Genomic DNA, 18,681 nt, shown 5'->3' with positions numbered 1-18,681 from the left:
TTCATTACCTGTACAGGTTAACTGTACAACATATCAGGGATTTTGCAGGCAAACCGACTCACCTCCCTGTGAAGCCGGTGACGGACATTACGGCTTAATATCGACCTGATAAAAGATATGTTTGCCGAAGGGATCCACTTCGTAACCGGTCACCGATTTGCGGATCGGTTCGAAAATGGTGGAATGGGCAATCATTACGGCTGGCATCTGGTCGTGCATGATTTGCTGCGCCTGCAGATACATGACCGTACGTTTGGCTTGATCGGGTTCGGCACGGGCGGCGGTAATCAGCTTTTCAAAGGGCTGATAGCACCATTTTGATGAGTTCGATCCCCCTTTCGCCGACGTGCAACTGTAAAGCGGACCAAAGAAGTTATCCGGATCCCCGGTTGCCGTCGTCCAGCCCATCAGGGCCGCCTGATGTTCACCGCTGCGCACACGTTTCAGGTATTCGCCCCATTCGTAACTGACAATATTGGCTTTGATGCCCACTTTTGCCCAGTCTGCCTGGATCATCTCCGCCATTCTGCGTGCGTTGGGATTATAGGGACGCTGTACCGGCATCGCCCAGAGCGCAATTTCCGTCCCTGGTTTTACGCCTGCCTGTTGCAATAACGCTTTCGCTTTTTCCGGATCGTAATCGTAATCCTTCAGGTCTTTGTCGGCACTCCAGACGCCGGGGGGCAGAATGTTTTTCGCCACCACGCCAGTGCCTTTAAAAATCGCCTCGATAATAGCAGGCTTGTTGATCGCCATGGCCAGCGCCTGGCGAACCTGCACATTATCGGTCGGGGCTTTGGTGGTGTTAAAGGCCAGGAAACCGGTATTCAGTCCCGCGGCCTGTTTCAGCGTGATGTCCGGATTTTGTTTCATTTTTTCGAGATCGGCAGGATTCGGGAACGGCATGATTTGGCACTCATTTTTTTCCAGTTTGGCGTAGCGCACTGCCGCGTCTGGCGTGATGCTGAAAATCAGCCGATCCAGTCTGGCCTTGCCCTGCCAGTAGTCCGGAAACGCCTTATACAGAATGCGTGAGTCTTTTTGATACTGAACCAACTGGAAAGGCCCTGTTCCGATGGGATCGCTATCCACTTTTTCCGGTGTGCCGGCTTTCAGCATCTTGTCTGCATATTCTGCCGAGTGAATGGAGGCGAAATACCAGGCCAGATCGGCCAGAAATGGCGCTTCCGGGTGCGCCAGCGTAAAGCGCACGGTGTGATCGTCAACGCGGTCAATGTGGGTGATTAACGTGGCCAGTTCAAGACTGTCGAAGTTGGAATAGTGCCCGCCCGAGACGTTGTGATAGGGATGGTTGCTGTCCATCTGGCGCATAAAAGAGAAGATGACGTCATCCGCATTAAAATCACGACTGGGCGTAAACAGCTTATTGCTCTGAAATTTAACGTTATGCCGCAGATGGAACGTATAGACTTTGCCGTCGGGACTGATCTCCCAGCGTTCTGCAAGGCCTGGGATTAATTCTGTGGTGCCGGTTTTAAAATCAACCAGGCGGTTAAACACCGGCACGGCACTGGCATCCACGCTGGTTCCCGAGGTGTAAAGTTGCGGATTAAAGTTCTCCGGTGAGCCTTCTGAGCAGTAGACCAGCGTCGTCGCGTTGACACTTCCTGCCAATGCGATACCGGCCGTCAGCAATCCCAGGGTTGTAAACCTGTTTCTCATTATTATCCTCGCTTTATGTTGACTTCTATATATCAGACTCTCTAAATAAACGGTGCAAACAGTGGATTGATAGCATGAATCTTCACCATAGCGAACCCCGCATGTAGTCAACTAATAAGGATTAGTGATGACCGACAAACTTCAGACGCAGTTGATCACGCGTTTTTTCCGTTATCTGGCGGTGAGCAGTCAGAGTGATGCAAAGTCCAGCACCTTACCGAGCACCCCGAATCAACATGCGATGGCGGCGCTGCTGGCGGATGAATTGCGCGAACTGGGGCTTGAACAGGTCGTCGTTGATGAACAGGCGACGGTAACGGCAGTTAAACCGGGCAACTGCCCTGACGCGCCACGCATTGGGTTTATTACGCACATTGATACGGTTGACGTCGGTCTGTCACCTGATATTCACCCGCAGATCCTGACCTGGCAGGGCGAAGATCTGTGCCTCAATCCCGAACAGAACATCTGGCTGCGCCGGGATGCGCATCCTGAAATTGCCCCTTATATGGGCCAGGACATTATTTTCAGCGACGGGACCAGCGTGCTGGGCGCCGATAACAAAGCGGCGGTTAGCGTTGTTATGACGTTAATGGAAAACCTGCAGGGTCAGCACGGTGATGTAGTCGTCGCGTTTGTCCCCGATGAAGAGATTGGCCTGCGCGGTGCCAAAGCGCTGGATCTTAACACCCGCTTTAATGTGGACTTTGCCTGGACCATCGACTGTTGTGAACTGGGTGAAGTGGTCTATGAAAACTTCAATGGCGCGGCGGCAGAGCTGCGTTTCACCGGGGTTCCCGCCCATCCGATGTCCGGTAAAGGTGTGCTGGTCAACCCGCTGCTGATGGCCCATGACTTTATCAGTCACTTCGACAGGCAGGCGACGCCCGAACACACGGAAGGCCGTGAAGGCTATATCTGGTTCAATGAAATGCAGGCCAATGCCAGTGTTGCGACGCTGAAAGCATCGATTCGCGATTTCGATCTGGCGAGCTTTGCCGCGCGCAAAGAACAATTGCAGCATGTTGCCAGCCTGATTGCTGAACGCTATCCCACCGGACAAGTCGAGATAACGATTCACGATATTTACAGCAATATCAGCAATGCCATGGGCGACGACCGCCGGGCGCTGGATCTGATTTTTGCTGCCATGCGCGATCTGGACATTACACCCAAAGTGATTGCCATGCGCGGCGGTACCGATGGCGCGGCCTTATCTGCCCGCGGTATTTTCACCCCTAACTTTTTCACAGGCGCGCACAATTTCCATTCACGTTTCGAATTCCTGCCGGTGAAGTCGTTCGTTAAGTCGTATCAGGTCGCGGAGAAACTGTGTTATCTGGCGGCGCAATCGGGGAGTACGGCAAAGACAGGCAGTTGAAACATCACCGCCTTCATGATGAAGGCGGTAGTCATATTGATTAGAAGGTGACCCAGTCGCCGTTGTCCGCCGTGGCGGCTTTTGGACGCAGTACAGGAGACGGTGCTGTTGCAGGGCCTGCAGACGCCGCTGGCGGCCTTCTGTCCTGTGTCAGCGCTACCGGCGCATCGCTCGATAACCGGAACTGTGCAACAGAAGCCTGAAGCGCTTCCGTCTGCAGCGCCAGCGCGCTGGCGGCGGCAGAAACCTCTTCAACCAGAGCCGCGTTTTGCTGCGTCACACTGTCCATTTCCGTCACGGCCGTACCAACCTGAGAAATGCCCTTGCTCTGCTCTTCCGAGGCGGCGGCGATCTGCTTCATAATTGCATCCACATCCTGGACGGATTTTAAAATGCCGCTCATCGTGCCGCCGGTGGTACCCACCAGTTCCGCGCCCTTTTCCACGCGCTGCACAGAATCGGCAATCAGCCCGGCGATTTCTTTCGCCGCACCGGCGCTGCGCTGTGCCAGATTGCGCACTTCACTGGCGACGACGGCAAAGCCTCGCCCTTGCTCACCGGCACGCGCGGCTTCTACGGCCGCATTCAGTGCCAGAATGTTGGTCTGAAACGCAATACCGTTAATGACGTTGGTGATCTCAGCGATTTTCTTCGAGCTGTCGGAAATGCCGTTCATGGTGGTCACAACTTCATCCACCAGGTTGCCGCCCTGCTTCGCCGTCAGCGTTGCCGCTTCGGTCAGTGCACTGGCCTGACGGGCATTTTCCGCGTTAAATTTCACGGTCGCGGTCAGCTGTTCCATACTGGCGGCGGTTTGCTCCAGCGCGGCAGCCTGCTCTTCCGTACGGGAGGACAGATCGTTATTACCAATAGAGATTTCGGCGGCACCGCGCGAGATATTCTCTGTGCCGCTGCGAATGGCACTGACCGCATCACGCAGGCTGTCCTGCATCGCACTGAGCAGCGGAACCAGTTTACCAACGCAGTTACGGCCCATATCCTGAACGGGTTTACTGAGATCCCCTTTGGCGATTACGGCAAAATGTTCGCGAATCTTCTCCAGCGGTTTGACCAGCATTGTGACCAGATAACGATCGGTAAACAGCAGAATCAGCAGACCAATCACCACGGTGGCTGAAATCATCGTTTTAGTCACGGCGGTCAGGCGATCCACTTCGACACGGGTTTGTCCCAGTTTCTTGTTGGCCACGTTGTTAAACGCTTCGGTGCTGGCACCGAAGGCGCGGCTGAGCGCAGGTGTGACGTCATTCGCCTGTTGACGATAGGCATCCAGCGAATCCTGACGGGCACGCTGCAACTGCACGGTGACGCCCTGATCCAGCAGTTGCTGCCATTTATCAATGACCTCATTCGTCACGGCCGCGTCCATGGGTCCGGGTGACAGCTGTTTAAACAGCGCCAGTTGATGACGCATGTTATCTAACGCCTGCTGTACCGGAGCAAAGGCGGTGTCATCCTGGGCGACACCAGCGCCCTTTTTCTCCATCACACGCGACAAACGCGTAATCATACGAAAATACTGGTCGTTACCCTGACTTAACGCGGTCATCTGCTCAACGATATGGCGATCCACATCATTGCCATCACTGAGGGAGTTAAGCGAATGAATGCTGAACAGCCCAATGCCGCTCCACAACAGACTAAACAGTCCCAGAATGGTCAACATAACCGTGCGAATAGTGAAATTTTTAAGCATACCCATACAGAAATCCCTTGAACGTTAATCCGTAAAACCGGACACAGGAGATTTATCGGCAGCTCGCGGGAAAATGTAACGGTATTGTTATTTTTTTTCATCCACCCGCACAGATAATGTGCGGGTGAAAATGTGCAGGCCGGCGTACGTCTGGCATGCACCGCGCTGGTTCACCCTTTACAGTCGCACCAGGCGGGACATCATCAAACGGAACAAAGCGAGGCGGCGGCGCATAAAAACCGGTAACAGTTTGAGGGCCGCTTGACCTTGCCATCCCAGTGACATTGTCACGTCATGCTTTTTGCGCCACGCGGGCCAGCGTTGTTTGCCTTCAATCATCGTCGTGTGCGGGGTTACATCACGTGCGAAGCGAAACCAGTAATCGCAAACCTGTTGAGAAAAAGCATGGTCTGCGGCGGTAAAGGTGCGGTCGTCGTCGGCAGGCGGCATCATCGCCAGCGTATTCATCACGTAAGGGATTTCATTACCATGCCAGGTGCCATGCGGGTAGAGATCGCGCGATCGTTCTGAAACGTAGTCGAACCAGTAGCGCCAGCCCGGCATGCCCGCTTTCTCCTGCGCACGCATGATCAGCCAGGGAACAATGCTAAACGTCATATCCCGCGCGACAGCCCGCCCCAGCAGCGCATCATCCCCGGTACGGTAAATCCAGCGCAGTAACCGATAATGAAAATGGTTATTACGCCGTAGCTGTCCCACCACGGCGGCAGCCTCCACGCCAAACCAGACCAGTACGCTCGCTTCATCGCTGTTACTGCCCGCCATCAGCGGCAGGCGGTGCTGTTTTCCCGCCATCAACGTTTTCAGGACCGGCTCGGGCAGCACCGTATCACCGGCAATGGCCACCGGACCGAGGCCCAGCGAGCTGTCCAGCGGCCAGAAGGCGTCCGCAGGCAGCTCACGCAGCTGCGCCATGCTGGCATCCGCCGGTAAACCCAGCGCGGTCGCCACCATAACGCCTTTTTCACGTGCCGCGTCGCGGGTGACGTCTGGCAGGCTATAGGCACTTTGCACGATCCCTTTGTGGAACAACCCCGGGACAGCGGTGAGCAGCAAAGCGAAAGCACACTGCGGGCGCCCGACGATTCGCCAAACAGCGTCACGTTGCTGGCATTCCCGCCAAACGCGGCGATATGCTGCTGTACCCATCGTAATGCCGCGATCTGATCAAGCAGCGCGAAATTGTTGATATGGCCCGTGTCAGCCTGCTCTTTTTCCAGTGCGGGATGAGCAAAAAAACCCAGATGTCCCAAACGGTAATTAAGGGTCACCACCACCGCACCCCGCGAGGCTAAGGGTTTTCCACTATAGGGTGCCAGCCCACCTGAACCGATCGTAAAGCCACCGCCGTGAAGCCAGACCATGACCGGGAGTGGAACCTCTGGCTGCAGCTCTGGCGTCCAGACGTTGAGGTACAGGCAGTCTTCACTGAATACACCAGGATCGCCTCCGCCAATCGCCAGGCAGTAGTCACGATTCTGCCAACTCGCTGCAGAAAAGTGCTGTGCATTGCGTACACCGTGCCAGGGCGTAACCGGTTGTGGCGCGCGCCAGCGATACGCGCCGACAGGCGGTGCCGCATACGGAATGCCCTTGAATACAAAGATCCCGTCATCAAGGGTGCCCTGCAGTTCTCCGTCAGTCAGCGCGATTTTCAGGCCGTCATTTTTCATGCAGTGTTCCTTGTTAGCGTGCCTTTTCATTATTTCAGGCAATCTGATGTTGTCCAGTTCTGACGCGTTGTTAAGCAAAACGGTAAATGCGCTGAAAAATCGCCCGAAGGCGTCGCCGTGATTGACCCCTGTCATGAAAATGTTTTTAGTAGAGAGCGTAACGAAAACGCCTTTGAGGAACTGACAATGTTTAGCGGTATCAATCAGGTTTTTGTGCGCATGACCGATCATCCCGATCTCGGCAAACTGTTGCTACGTCTGACTCTGGGGGGATTATTGCTGTTTCATGGTGAGTTTAAGCTCGTGCATGGCGTGGGCTGGATTGCCCATTTACTGCGACAACACGGTCTGCCGGGCTTTATCGCCTGGGGTGCCTGGATAGGGGAAATAATTGCACCGCTGATGCTGATCGCAGGCTTCATGACCCGGCCAGCGGCGTTTATCATTGCCGTGAATATGGTTGTCGCCACGCTGCTGGTCAAAACCGGCGCAGTATGGCATCGCACCGATGTCGGTGCCTGGGCACTGGAAACGGAAGCACTTTACCTGTTCGGCGCTCTGGTGGTGATGTTTCTGGGGGCGGGAAGATTTACGCTGGTCCGTGATACGCGCCTGCAGTAAAGGAAAAACGGGGCGGTTCCGCCCCCGTTCATATTATAAGGTGATGCCGCAGCGCTGTAAGGACGCCCGCTGCCGCTCCGCATACAGCACCATTTCATCCTGCACGGGGCAGCCCAGTGCGGTTTCAAAGCTGCTCCGGCTTGCCTGTCCCGCCGAACGTGTCGGCGTTTTGTCCCCGAGATTAGACTGAAAAATCCCTGCCGCACTGACAGGCAGAAAATCTTCATAAATAATAGGGTCCGCCAGAATCCGCCCCTGCTCAATCAGACTTGCCAGTGATTCCCCACGCTGCGGCGGTTCCGCTCGCCCTTTTTCGCTGAGCCGATAAGTAAACCAGGCTAAGCCGGCTTCACGTAATGCGTTTTCATCATCCGGGAAAGCCGCAAAGGTCGCCGTGAGCTGCTGCTGGTGCTGCTGATTATCCGCACCGCTCCCGGCTTCGCTGAGCAGACGATCGTAAAGCGCGCGGCCCTGCGGCGTTAAGGCCGCGCCGCGCTGTTCGATCTCACCGAAGCGCGCCGTGTGCGTGCCCTGAAAACCGTCGGTGAAAATGACGGGTTCTTCCAGTGCCTTGAAGCTGGTCTGGCGTAACAAAACAGGCACCTTGCGCCGGGGCGGACCTTCGATCACCGTTTTGGGATCAATGCCATACATCGGCATCAGCGCCTGAACACGATCAATATCCAGCGTGCGTGGCGTAAGATGATTGATATGGCAGGCCGGAAAACATACCACATCCGCGATCAACCGATGTTGTTGGTTCAGCGCCTGATAGGTGCGGCTCTCCACAAGGCTGTGTGAATGCCAGCGGAAGGTTTCCAGCGCTTCGTTGATAAACGCCTGCCCCTGGGACGCCGTCAGTCCGCCCTGCTGTTGATGCAGCGCGATAAGGTTTCGGCATTCCGGCGTGAAAATATCGCGCGAGGCTAAAATCCGTGCGGCTTCATCCCGAAGCGCCGGGTCGGCAATCAGCTCCAGCCGTAACAGCGAGGTAAAAATACGAAAAGGATTGCGCTGCAGCGCTTCATCATCAATGGGGCGAAACGCGGTGGAGTGCACCGGTACGCCCGCCTGCGACAGATCATAATAGCCCACCGGAAACATGCCCATGACGGCAAACATCTGGCGCAGCATGGCAAGCTCGTCCGCACTACCGACGCGAATGGCCCCGTGGCGCTCCAGACTGAGGCGGCTGAGTTCATCGGCCTCGGTCAGCCGTTGCTCTAGCACGCTATCAGCCGCAAGCGTTGCCTCATTAACCGCTTTCACCAACTGCATCAGCGTCCCGTAGAGCGGCACTTCCTGCTGATACATGTCCGACATGGCCTGGGAGAAGCCCGTGCGAATCGTATCCGCACTGATAAAGTTATCCATATTTACCACCTGACAGCATGAGCGTTGCAGCTACTGTAATCCAACGCGCTGCGGTCAGCGGAAAATATCATGAATTTGTGATCGGCTTAAAACCGTAGCGATTTTTCACCACCAGCATCACGGTGGTCAGCAGTGCCGGTATGGCGAGCAGCAAGAAAATAACGCTGAACGACCAGCCGAGTGACAACATTTCAGCCCCGACAAAGGCACTGAGGATGGCGCCGATTCGGCCCACCCCGTGCATCCAGCTGGAACCGGTTGCGCGGGCATGGGTAGGATAGTAGCTGGCGGAAAGCGCATTCATGCCGGTATTCGCTCCGTTAAAACAAAAACCGCTGCAAAAGGCAATGGCGCTCATGATAACGACCTGCGGCGGTGAAAAACCCAGCGCGACAATAGCGATACCGCCGCAGAAGTAGATCACAGCCAGCGACAGACTGGCATTGAAGCGATCCATCAGCCAGCCGGCAAACAGCGATCCCAGCGTGCCGCCTGCCTGGTACATCGCGGTGATTATCGCCGCTTCCGTCACGGACATTCCCTGTGTATTGACCAGGGATGGCAGCCAGCTGCCGATCAGATACACCAGGAACAGCCCCATAAAATAGCCGCCCCAGAGCATCAGGCTGCCGATGCGGTAGCGAGGAGAAATGACCGTTGCGATGGCGCTGTGTTCAGCAGGTGATTTTTCCGCTTCGGTCGCATGGAAATGCGTATCCGGGCTCGTACTGCCGGGAAGAATACGTTCAAGAATGGCGCGAATGTGCTGCGCGGGCGCACCGCGACTAATCAGGAAACGTACCGATTCAGGAAGCTGACGGATCAGGACCGGCAGGACCAGCAAAGGAAGAATACCGCCCAGCAACAGAACGGAATGCCAGTCGTAACGTGGTAACAACCATGACGCGGCAAAGCCGCCGCTGGCGGCCCCAAAGGTAAAGCCACAAAACACCACGGTGATAATGAATGAACGGCGCCGCTCCGGCGCATATTCAGCCACCAGCGTACTGACGTTGGGCATGGCCGCTCCCAGCCCCAGCCCGGTCAAAAAACGGAACAGGATCATCTGTTCGATACTATGGGAAAATGCGGTCACCAGCGTCCACAGACCAAAAAACAGGACGCTGAAAATGATCATTAACCGGCGGCCAAAGCGGTCGGCCAGCGGCCCGGCGACCATCGCCCCCAGCGCCAGACCAATCAGCGCTGCACTGATCACGACACCCAACTGATGAGTACTGACGTGCCAGGCGGTTTTCAGCGTCGGCGCGATAAAACCCATCAGGGCAATATCCATACCATCGAGCGCAACCACGATAAAACAGAGTACAATTAACCGAATTTGGCCACCACTCAGAGTACCCTGATTAATTAACTGGCGAACATCTACCGCCTCGACACTGCTCACGGGTAAACTCCTCAACGGCTGACTTAATCAACTATCAGATTTGGTAAAAAAAACGGCACTTATGATAGCTGATCGTTAACGATAAAACGCATGAAATTTCCGGCCGAAGCAGAAGCAATGCGGTAAGTTGATGTTTTTTCAGCAACCGTGAAAAACGCCCTGTCAGGCAAAAAAACAACGCCATCATTAATAATCAACCACTTAAAACGCTCCGCTGCAAAAAGTACACATTGTTAATAAAAATTTGCAGCAAAGTTAACAAAATCCAGCTTAAATAGTTGCCTGTCACCTGGCAATGTCATTAAGTTGGGTAAATGGAAAAAAATATCCTTTTCAATCAGCGCATTCGCTTGCGCCATTTACATGCCTTTGTTGCCGTCGCGCAGCAGGGAACCCTGGGGCGTGCAGCCGAGACCTTAAGTCTCAGTCAACCTGCGCTTTCTAAAACCCTCAACGAACTTGAAGAACTCACCGGCGTCCGCCTGTTCGAACGCGGTCGGCTGGGCGCACAACTGACCACCATGGGAGAACAGTTTCTTATCCATGCGGTAAAAGTGTTAGAAGCGCTGAATCATGCCGGCCAGAGTTTTAATGAACAGATTAACGAGCGTCCGGTAGTCATTCGCCTTGGTGCCTTAACCACGGCGGCGATGGGCATGTTGCCACAGATTCTTGACCGTTTTCATCAACTGCGTCCCAACACGACCATTCAGGTTGCCACCTTACATAATAATGTGTTGCTGGCGGGGCTGAGAGCGGGCGAATTTGATCTGGGCATCGGCCGAATGGCGGATAAAGAGATGATGACCGGCCTGACCTATGAACTGCTGTTTCTGGAGTCATTAAAGCTGGTCGTCAGACCGGAGCATCCGCTTCTAAGTGACAACGTCACGCTTTCACGTGCCATGCAGTGGCCTGTTGTGATTTCCCCGGAAGGCACCGCGCCGCGCCGCCTGGCACAGCAGATGCTGGATGAGCAAGGGTGCTGTCTGCCGCCCCATTGCGTCGAAACGTCTTCAACGTCGCTGGCCCGTCAGCTGGCGCTACGCTATGACTACATCTGGTTTGTGCCTTCCGGGGCCGTCAAAGAAGATCTCAGCCACAATGCCCTGATATCGTTGCCCATCACCTCTCCCGGCCCGGGTGAACCCGTAGGGATAATCACGCGCACCGGTAACACCTTAAGCCTGAGCGCCGAAGTGTTGATGAGTACCATTCGTAAGTTTCACAGCTAGCGACTGCGTTTAGCATGGCGCTCCCAGTTTTCCTGACGCGCTTTTTCCGTTTTGCGTAGACCGACATAGAGCGCACCGGAGCCGCCATGCTGCTTCTGTGCGACACAAAAGGTCTGGACGTCGTCAAATTCACGCAACCAGCGGTCAAGATAGCTGCGCACAATGTTGGCATGAGAGTCATTGTCCCGGCCTTTGCCGTGAATAATCAGCAGGTTTCTGTAGCCGACTCTACGGACATCCTGCATGAAGGTAAACAAATTTTGACGGCAGGTTTCAACAGGCTGGCGTAGCAGATTCAGGCTGGCATCCAGCGCATATTGCCCCTTGCGTAATTTATCCAGCACGCCCTGCTGAATGCCTTCAGCTTTAAACTCAAGTTGCTGCTCAAGAGGAATGATGTCCAGGTAACCGCGGGTTAAAAAGTTTTCGTCTTCAGGTTCTGGTGACCGAGGCGGCACTTTTTTGCTGGCGGCGCTGTGATTCCAGCGCGTATTTTCTGCATCTTTGAGTGGCGTAACGTCATTCATCGCGTCACGAAACAGATTGTCATCGTCAAGGTTCATGGCTCGCCCCTGGTAAATGATATGACGCAAAATTGACTTGAAACCAAATAGTAGCAAAATCGGTAAAGCCTGCGCTAATCCCGTTTTTATCGTCCCTTCTGGCCTTTCAGATTAAGATAAATTCTGTATGAGATCAAAAATCCGTAAAGATTTGTTTACGATCTTAATAAGATGACATCAAAAAACCCTGTCATAACAGCCTTTAGCAGTATTGCGGAAACCACACTTTTTGTATGCCTAAAAACTGCTCGGATGAGTTCCCTTACACCGAGAAAATGGTAAAATTGACCCCAGTCAATTATCGTCGAGCAAACTACTATGTTCCCTGAAAAACGTATTCAGTCAGGCGGTTGTGCGATTCACTGCCAGGATTGCAGCATCAGTCAGCTATGCATCCCTTTCACCCTTAATGAACATGAGCTGGATCAGCTTGATAATATTATTGAGCGAAAAAAACCCATTCAAAAAGGGCATACGCTGTTCAAAGCGGGTGATGAGCTGAAGTCGCTCTATGCAATCCGTTCCGGCACCATTAAAAGCTATACCATCACCGAGCAGGGAGATGAACAAATCACCGGTTTTCACCTGGCCGGCGATCTGGTGGGATTTGACGCCATTATGAACGCCAGTCATCCCAGCTTCGCCCAGGCGCTGGAAACGGCGATGGTCTGCGAAATTCCTTTCGATACGCTGGATGACCTGTCCGGCAAAATGCCTGCCCTGCGTCAGCAGATGATGCGCCTGATGAGCGGTGAAATTAAAGGCGACCAGGACATGATTTTGCTGCTGTCCAAGAAAAACGCGGAAGAGCGCCTGGCCGCCTTCGTCTGGAACTTATCCCGCCGCTATGGCCAGCGCGGCTTCTCACAGCGTGAGTTCCGTTTGACGATGACGCGCGGCGATATCGGGAACTATCTGGGTTTAACCGTTGAAACCATTAGCCGACTGCTGGGGCGTTTCCAGAAATCGGGTATGCTGGCCGTAAAAGGCAAATATATCACCATTGAGAACCACGCGATGCTGGAAGCGCTGGCCGGTCAGAGTCACCAGGCGGCGTAATCCTCAGGCCGGGTTAACAAATCTTATTTTGTTGATCCGGCTACATCTTTTCACTTTCTTAGTGCACTTAACATAGGCTATCTTTAAAACAGTCGCGTCGGTCTAAGGAGAGTAGCCTATGTCCCAGTATCAAAACATTCTGGTCGCCATTGATCCTCAGCAGGATGACCAGCCCGCGCTGCGACGTGCGGTCTATCTCAACCAGCTTATCGGCGGCAAAATCAAAGCATTTCTGCCCATCTACGACTTTTCATACGAAATGACCACCCTGCTGTCACCAGATGAACGCACCGCGATGCGCCAGGGTGTGATCAGCCAGCGCTCGGAATGGATTCGTGAACAGGCGCAGGCTTATCTGGATGCTGGTGTGGATATAGACATTAAAGTCATCTGGCACAACCGGCCCTATGAAGCAATCATCCAGGAAGTGCTGGCGCATCAACATGATTTAGTGCTGAAAATGGCGCACCAGCACGACCGGCTGGAAGCGGTTATTTTTACACCGACAGACTGGCACCTGTTACGTAAGTGCCCTTGCCCGGTGTGGATGGTTAAGGATCAACCCTGGCCCGAAGGCGGCAAAGCGCTGGTGGCGGTCAATCTGGCCAGCGAAGAACCGCACCACGATGCGCTTAATCAGAAACTCATTCGCGAAACCGTTAAACTGGCCGAAAGCGTCAATCATACCGAAGTGCATCTGGTGGGCGCCTATCCGATTACGCCAATCAACATTGCTATCGAACTGCCCGATTTTGATCCCAGCGTCTACAACGATGCCATTCGCGGCCAGCATCTGGTGGCCATGAAGGCCCTGCGACAAAAATTCTCCATCAGTGAAGAGTTTACCCACGTTGAAAAAGGCCTGCCGGAAGAAGTGATCCCGGAATTGTCCGCCCATCTTGGCGCGGGCATTGTGGTGTTAGGGACGATTGGACGGACCGGACTGTCGGCAGCTTTCCTGGGGAATACGGCTGAGCAGGTGATCGACCACCTGCGCTGTGACCTGCTGGCGATTAAGCCGGATGATTTTGTCTCGCCCATTACGCTTGACGACGAAGACGAGCAAGATTAACGCGGCCTTCAGTAAAAAGGGCGACGGTTATCGTCGCCCTTTTCTTTTACAGCGCTTTCAGAATACTTTCTACGCTGGCTTTGGCATCCCCGAACAGCATGTGAGTATTTTCTTTAAAGAACAGCGGATTTTGCACACCGGCATAGCCCGTACTCATTGAGCGTTTGAACACAATAACGTTTTGCGCTTTCCACACTTCCAGCACCGGCATACCGGCAATCGGGCTGCCCGGATCATCCTGCGCCGCAGGATTAACCGTGTCGTTGGCCCCGATAACCAGTACCGTATCGGTATCGCTAAAATCGTCGTTGATTTCGTCCATTTCCAGCACCACGTCATAAGGCACTTTCGCCTCTGCCAGCAGAACGTTCATATGGCCAGGCAAACGGCCGGCGACCGGATGAATACCAAAACGCACGTTGATGCCGCGGGCGCGGAGTTTTTCCGTGATTTCCGCTACCGGATACTGTGCCTGTGCAACGGCCATGCCATAGCCGGGCGTAATGATCACGGAACGGGAAGATCGGAGCATCTCTGCCGTTTCTTCTGCGCTGATTTCACGATGTTCGCCGGTCTCATCACTTGTCGTTGAAGCTGTGCCATCGCTGCCAAATCCACCGGCAATGACGCTGATAAACGAGCGGTTCATGGCCTTACACATTATGTAAGAGAGAATTGCCCCCGAGGAACCAACCAGCGCACCGGTCACGATAAGCAGATCGTTACTGAGCATAAACCCTGCCGCTGCGGCCGCCCAACCGGAATAAGAGTTGAGCATCGAAACAACGACCGGCATGTCTGCACCACCGATGGAGGCCACCAGGTGCCAGCCAAACGCCAACGCAATGATAAGCATGATCACCAGCGCAAACACCTGCGCACCGCGACTTTGCGTGTTGACAAACCACAGTAGCAGTAAAAACGAGACGACCAGCGCCAGCAGATTCAGCTTATGCCGCTGAGGCAGCATTAAGGGCCGCGACGAGAGTTTGCCACACAACTTGCCAAAGGCGACCAGCGAGCCCGTAAAGGTGACTGCACCGATAAAGATGCCGATAAAGACTTCGCTGAGATGGATGTTTTCAATAACTGCCGGCAAGCCAGGAGCATGATCGATATAGCTGTTAATGCCTACCAGTACGGCGGCCAGGCCGACGAAGCTGTGCAGTATCGCCACCAGCTCGGGCATTTCGGTCATTTCTACCCGTTTCGCCAGCCGAATACCGATGGCACCGCCAATAACCATCGCCAGCAAAATCCAGACAACATGACTGCTGTCGGGACCAAATACAGACGCGATCAGCGCAATCGCCATGCCGCTGATACCAAATATATTGCCCTGTCTTGAGGTCTCATGTTTTGAAAGACCCGCCAGACTCATAATGAACAGAATTGCAGCAACGATATAGGCTGCCGTCACTAATCCGCCAGACATAGCTTACCCCTTACGAAACATTTTCAGCATACGCTGCGTGACGGTGAAGCCACCGAAGATATTGATGCTGGCGATCAATACGGCAATAAAAGAAAGAAAACTCACCCAGCCGCCGTGCCCCATTTGCAATATTGCCCCTACCACAATAATGCCCGAAATCGCATTGGTGACTGACATGAGCGGCGTATGCAGCGCATGACTCACATTCCAGACCACGTAGTAGCCCACCACACAGGCCAGCGCAAAGACGGTGAAATGTGACAGGAATTCACTGGGGGCAACATTCGCGAGGCAGGCGAAGAGTACGACAGCGCCTGCCAGCAGCCCATATTTACGCCGGGGGGCACGGGTGCCGCCGGGCTTTTCGTTTGCGCCGGTGCAGCGGCAGCCGCGGTTTTCGGCGCGGCGGAGACCTGAACTGGCGGCGCAGGCCAGGTGATCTCGCCGTCTCGAATCACCGTGACGCTGCGGATGACGACATCATCAAAGTCAATGACGATCTCGCCATTCTTCTCTTTACAAAGCAATTTCATCAGGTTGACGAGATTGCTGCCGTAGAGCTGAGATGATTGCGTCGGTAACCGGCTGGGCAGATCCGTATACCCGATAATTTTTACGCCGTTGTCCGTTACAGTGACCCGATCGGCGACGGTAAGCGCACAGTTGCCGCCGGTTTGTGCCGCCAGGTCAACAATGACGCTGCCAGGCTTCATGCTGGCCACCATTTCCCCGGTGATCAACGTCGGCGCAGGTTTACCCGGAATCAGCGCCGTGGTGACAATAATATCCACCTCCTGGGCCTGCTGAGCGAACAGCGCCATTTCTGCTTTAATAAAAGCATCCGACATGACTCTGGCGTAACCATCACCACTGCCCGCCTCTTCTTTGAAATCCAGTTCAAGGAACTCTGCGCCCATACTTTGCACTTGTTCCTTCACTTCCGGACGCGTGTCAAAGGCGCGAACAACCGCGCCCAGGCTGCCTGCGGCACCGATTGCCGCCAGACCCGCCACGCCCGCACCAATCACCATCACTTTGGCTGGCGGGACTTTCCCGGCAGCGGTGATCTGACCGGTGAAAAAGCGACCAAATTCATGTGCCGCCTCCACGATGGCCCGATAACCTGCAATATTGGCCATTGAGCTCAGCGCATCCAGCGACTGCGCACGGGAAATACGGGGCACGGCGTCCATCGCCATAACGGTGACCTTACGCGCAGCCAGTTTATCCAGCAGTTCAGGGTCCTGAGCAGGCCAGATAAAACTGACCAGTGTGCTACCCTCGCGCATCAGTGCAATGTCGTCTTCACCGGGTGCATTCACTTTCAGCACAATATCGGCTTGCCAGACCTGCTGGCGATCGGTCAGCGTGGCGCCGGCCTTGACATAGCTGTCATCATCAAAACTGGCAGGCTTACCCGCACCCTGTTCAATCGTGACGCTAAAACCCAGCCTGATGAGTTGTTCAACGGTTTTCGGCGTGGCAGCCACGCGCGACTCATTGGCTGACCGCTCTTTGGGTATTCCAATTAACATAGTGTTCCCTTTCATCGATTAAAGGATGATGACCCTTGTGGTACAGACTGCTCTGACGTCATCCGCGCTCAGGCGGTGTGAATAAATGCAAGGGCATAATCGTGTCTAAACCTACTGAAAATGTTACAGGTTATCTACTGCACAGACGCACCAATGTCACATTCGCGGTAATATCCAGTTTTGGCCTCGTTATGCCGCATAACGTCACTGTCTGATCGCATCACTGGCAGATAAATAACTAACTAAGCGCCCTTCGATACGAACATTCCTTTCGAAAAAACCTAAATTTAACAACGCATTAACGGTTTTGATAAAGTTACGAACGTTTATTTCATCTGCCCGTCTTAAGCGTAAGGTAAAATACTGATTCGTGACGCCGGGATAAAAAAAACCGGATCACCACGAGAGAGAAATCGCAAAAATTGGCTGCGACAGCGTGTTTATAACATGTAATAATCAGCAGCTATTCTGTTATACATCAAGAGTCCAGCACGTTTTCGTACTCATTTTGCGTAAGGCGAAGGATCATTTTTATGAAGCTGAAGAACACTATTCTGGCATCTACATTGTTATCTCTGCTGGCGGGAAATGCGTTTGCCGCTAAAGAGCTGACGCCAGAACAAGCGGCCGCGTTGAAGCCATTCGAACGTATTAATATCACCGGTCGTTTTAATGCAATTGGCGATGCGGCGGATGCCGTCTCCAAACGTGCTGATGAACTGAATGCAGATTCGTATTACATTCAAGGTATTAACGACAGCAACGGTAACAGTGGTAACTGGCGCGTAACCGCGGATCTGTATAAGGCGAATGCGCCTAAAGCGAGTCAGGAAACCGACTACCGGATGTTTAATGGCCTGAAAGAGCTGCCGAAAGCGGAAGCCTATCGCCTTGAACCTTTTGATACCGTGACGGTGACCGGCTTTTTCCCCAGCCAGCCCGATGTGAACGAGGCAATTTCTAAAGCCGCGAAAGAAAAAGGCGCTGCGTCCTTCTTTATTGTGCGTCAGGTTGATGCCAATACCGGTGGCAACCAGTTCATTACCGCTTACATCTATAAGGCGGATGCAAAACAGCGCGCCGTGCAGAGCCCGGATAGCATTCCGGCGGATTCTCAGGCAGGTAAAGCCGCGCTGGCCGCAGGCGGTGCTGAGGCGAAAAAAGTCGAGATTCCGGGCGTTGCCTCCTCTGAAACCCCAAGCAATGCCGTGGGCCGCTTCTTTGAAACGCAGAGTTCAACCGGTAAACGCTATTCTGTGACGCTGCCAGACGGCCGGGAAATCCAGGAGCTGAACGCAGTCACCGCGGCACAGATGCAGCCGTTTGATACGGTCACCTTCAGCGGCCATTTCGGCACACCAACCGAAGTTTCGCAGGAAGCCGCCAAACGTGCGGCTGGCAAAGGTGCGAAGTTCTACCACATCACACGCCAGTGGCAGAACCAGAGCGGGGGTAACCTCACCGTGACCGCCGATCTGTTCAAATAAGCAATTAAGGGCGGCGCAAGCCGCCCTTAACTTTTTAATATTATTGTATTTTTAATAACCTCACTACACATAATTTACCTCATCTCTAAGCCTGAAATTTGCAGGGCTACACGACCTTATCAAGATCTTACCTTATACCTTATTGCAACTCACTGACTTCCCTTTACGGTCTGTTTCGGGGCTCACGCGTATAATGTATGTATTCGAAATAACAATCATCGCAACATTCATCATCTATAGCCATTAGCCTAGAGATTATTGAGCGTTTTACTTTACAATACCTACAGATTTTTGAAGCTATAAACATTATGTTCTACCTTCGGCAACTTAAAGTTAACCTTAACTTTCAAGTGGTTATGCCAGACAAAATAAAACATGATGCATGAAAGTTATTTATTATCGATCAAACCTGCAGCA

The 18,681-nt window shown here is 53.6% G+C and carries 12 protein-coding genes and 2 pseudogenes; 6 read left to right on the top strand and 8 right to left on the bottom strand.

The genetic code is table 11. The features are described from left to right. Positions 1–87 precede the first annotated feature (87 nt). Positions 88–1,683, bottom strand: coding sequence for an ABC transporter substrate-binding protein (locus GC087_RS11580; protein ID WP_058701863.1), 1,596 nt, complete (start codon positions 1,681–1,683; stop codon positions 88–90). A 127-nt stretch (positions 1,684–1,810) separates the two neighbouring features. Here GC087_RS11580 and pepT point away from each other — a divergent pair, with 127 nt between their 5' ends. Next, on the top strand, positions 1,811–3,064 hold the full coding sequence (gene pepT, locus GC087_RS11575; protein WP_058701862.1) for a peptidase T: 1,254 nt from the start codon (positions 1,811–1,813) through the stop codon (positions 3,062–3,064). 40 nt (positions 3,065–3,104) lie between these two features. Here the strand turns inward: pepT and GC087_RS11570 are convergent, their stop codons facing one another. Next, entirely contained in the window at positions 3,105–4,787 is a 1,683-nt protein-coding gene (locus tag GC087_RS11570) for a methyl-accepting chemotaxis protein (protein ID WP_324028408.1), read from the bottom strand. A gap of 171 nt (positions 4,788–4,958) precedes the next feature. Beyond that, positions 4,959–6,475 (bottom strand): annotated as a pseudogene (locus tag GC087_RS11565) (carboxylesterase/lipase family protein). Positions 6,476–6,661: 186 nt separating this feature from the next. On the opposite strand from GC087_RS11565, the gene GC087_RS11560 reads away from it, so the two are divergent. Further along, on the top strand, positions 6,662–7,096 hold the full coding sequence (locus GC087_RS11560; RefSeq protein WP_058701859.1) for a DoxX family protein: 435 nt from the start codon (positions 6,662–6,664) through the stop codon (positions 7,094–7,096). A 33-nt stretch (positions 7,097–7,129) separates the two neighbouring features. Here GC087_RS11560 and GC087_RS11555 read toward each other — a convergent pair whose 3' ends face one another. Further along, positions 7,130–8,470: a 2-oxoadipate dioxygenase/decarboxylase HglS gene (locus GC087_RS11555; RefSeq protein WP_058701858.1), complete on the bottom strand. Its 1,341-nt coding sequence runs from the start codon at positions 8,468–8,470 to the stop codon at positions 7,130–7,132. A 67-nt stretch (positions 8,471–8,537) separates the two neighbouring features. Continuing rightward, positions 8,538–9,878, bottom strand: a complete 1,341-nt coding sequence (locus GC087_RS11550) for an MFS transporter (RefSeq protein ID WP_033741755.1) — start codon at positions 9,876–9,878, stop codon at positions 8,538–8,540. 314 nt (positions 9,879–10,192) lie between these two features. Here GC087_RS11550 and GC087_RS11545 point away from each other — a divergent pair, with 314 nt between their 5' ends. Then, positions 10,193–11,113 carry a LysR substrate-binding domain-containing protein gene (locus tag GC087_RS11545; RefSeq protein WP_033741756.1) on the top strand — a complete coding sequence of 307 codons (921 nt, stop codon included), beginning with the start codon at positions 10,193–10,195 and terminating at the stop codon, positions 11,111–11,113. On the opposite strand, the gene smrA is transcribed toward GC087_RS11545, so the two are convergent. Beyond that, complete coding sequence (gene smrA / locus GC087_RS11540; RefSeq protein WP_058701856.1) at positions 11,110–11,676, bottom strand: DNA endonuclease SmrA; 567 nt, start codon at positions 11,674–11,676, stop codon at positions 11,110–11,112. The genes GC087_RS11545 and smrA overlap by 4 nt on opposite strands. Positions 11,677–11,994: 318 nt before the next feature. On the opposite strand from smrA, the gene GC087_RS11535 reads away from it, so the two are divergent. Together GC087_RS11535 and uspE are read left to right on the top strand one after the other, a co-directional pair. After that, positions 11,995–12,735, top strand: a complete 741-nt coding sequence (locus GC087_RS11535) for a fumarate/nitrate reduction transcriptional regulator Fnr (protein ID WP_006119246.1) — start codon at positions 11,995–11,997, stop codon at positions 12,733–12,735. Positions 12,736–12,853: 118 nt separating this feature from the next. Then, on the top strand, positions 12,854–13,807 hold the full coding sequence (gene uspE, locus GC087_RS11530) for a universal stress protein UspE (protein ID WP_058701855.1): 954 nt from the start codon (positions 12,854–12,856) through the stop codon (positions 13,805–13,807). A gap of 46 nt (positions 13,808–13,853) precedes the next feature. Here the strand turns inward: uspE and pntB are convergent, their stop codons facing one another. Continuing rightward, the gene (gene pntB / locus GC087_RS11525) at positions 13,854–15,242 is read right to left on the bottom strand and encodes a Re/Si-specific NAD(P)(+) transhydrogenase subunit beta (RefSeq protein WP_058701854.1); all 1,389 of its coding nucleotides are present in this window, start codon (positions 15,240–15,242) and stop codon (positions 13,854–13,856) included. A gap of 3 nt (positions 15,243–15,245) precedes the next feature. Next, positions 15,246–16,777, bottom strand: a pseudogene (gene pntA / locus GC087_RS11520) (Re/Si-specific NAD(P)(+) transhydrogenase subunit alpha). Positions 16,778–17,310: 533 nt separating this feature from the next. On the opposite strand from pntA, the gene ydgH reads away from it, so the two are divergent. Beyond that, on the top strand, positions 17,311–18,264 hold the full coding sequence (gene ydgH, locus GC087_RS11515; RefSeq protein ID WP_006119253.1) for a DUF1471 family protein YdgH: 954 nt from the start codon (positions 17,311–17,313) through the stop codon (positions 18,262–18,264). Positions 18,265–18,681: the final 417 nt, after the last annotated feature.

This window comes from Pantoea sp. JZ2, from assembly GCF_035191405.1.
Taxonomy (GTDB): domain Bacteria; phylum Pseudomonadota; class Gammaproteobacteria; order Enterobacterales; family Enterobacteriaceae; genus Pantoea; species Pantoea stewartii.
Note: the sequence above shows the minus strand (reverse complement) of the source record. Positions and strands in the feature narration are given on the sequence as shown.

What these genes read in the sequence shown, in the direction of transcription:
- GC087_RS11580 (WP_058701863.1), bottom strand. Translation starts at nt 1,683, where the DNA reads ATGAGAAACAGGTTTACAACCCTGGGATTGCTGACGGCCGGTATCGCA.
- pepT (WP_058701862.1), top strand. Translation starts at nt 1,811, where the DNA reads ATGACCGACAAACTTCAGACGCAGTTGATCACGCGTTTTTTCCGTTAT.
- GC087_RS11570 (WP_324028408.1), bottom strand. Translation starts at nt 4,787, where the DNA reads ATGGGTATGCTTAAAAATTTCACTATTCGCACGGTTATGTTGACCATT.
- GC087_RS11560 (WP_058701859.1), top strand. Translation starts at nt 6,662, where the DNA reads ATGTTTAGCGGTATCAATCAGGTTTTTGTGCGCATGACCGATCATCCC.
- GC087_RS11555 (WP_058701858.1), bottom strand. Translation starts at nt 8,470, where the DNA reads ATGGATAACTTTATCAGTGCGGATACGATTCGCACGGGCTTCTCCCAG.
- GC087_RS11545 (WP_033741756.1), top strand. Translation starts at nt 10,193, where the DNA reads ATGGAAAAAAATATCCTTTTCAATCAGCGCATTCGCTTGCGCCATTTA.
- smrA (WP_058701856.1), bottom strand. Translation starts at nt 11,676, where the DNA reads ATGAACCTTGACGATGACAATCTGTTTCGTGACGCGATGAATGACGTT.
- GC087_RS11535 (WP_006119246.1), top strand. Translation starts at nt 11,995, where the DNA reads ATGTTCCCTGAAAAACGTATTCAGTCAGGCGGTTGTGCGATTCACTGC.
- uspE (WP_058701855.1), top strand. Translation starts at nt 12,854, where the DNA reads ATGTCCCAGTATCAAAACATTCTGGTCGCCATTGATCCTCAGCAGGAT.
- pntB (WP_058701854.1), bottom strand. Translation starts at nt 15,242, where the DNA reads ATGTCTGGCGGATTAGTGACGGCAGCCTATATCGTTGCTGCAATTCTG.
- ydgH (WP_006119253.1), top strand. Translation starts at nt 17,311, where the DNA reads ATGAAGCTGAAGAACACTATTCTGGCATCTACATTGTTATCTCTGCTG.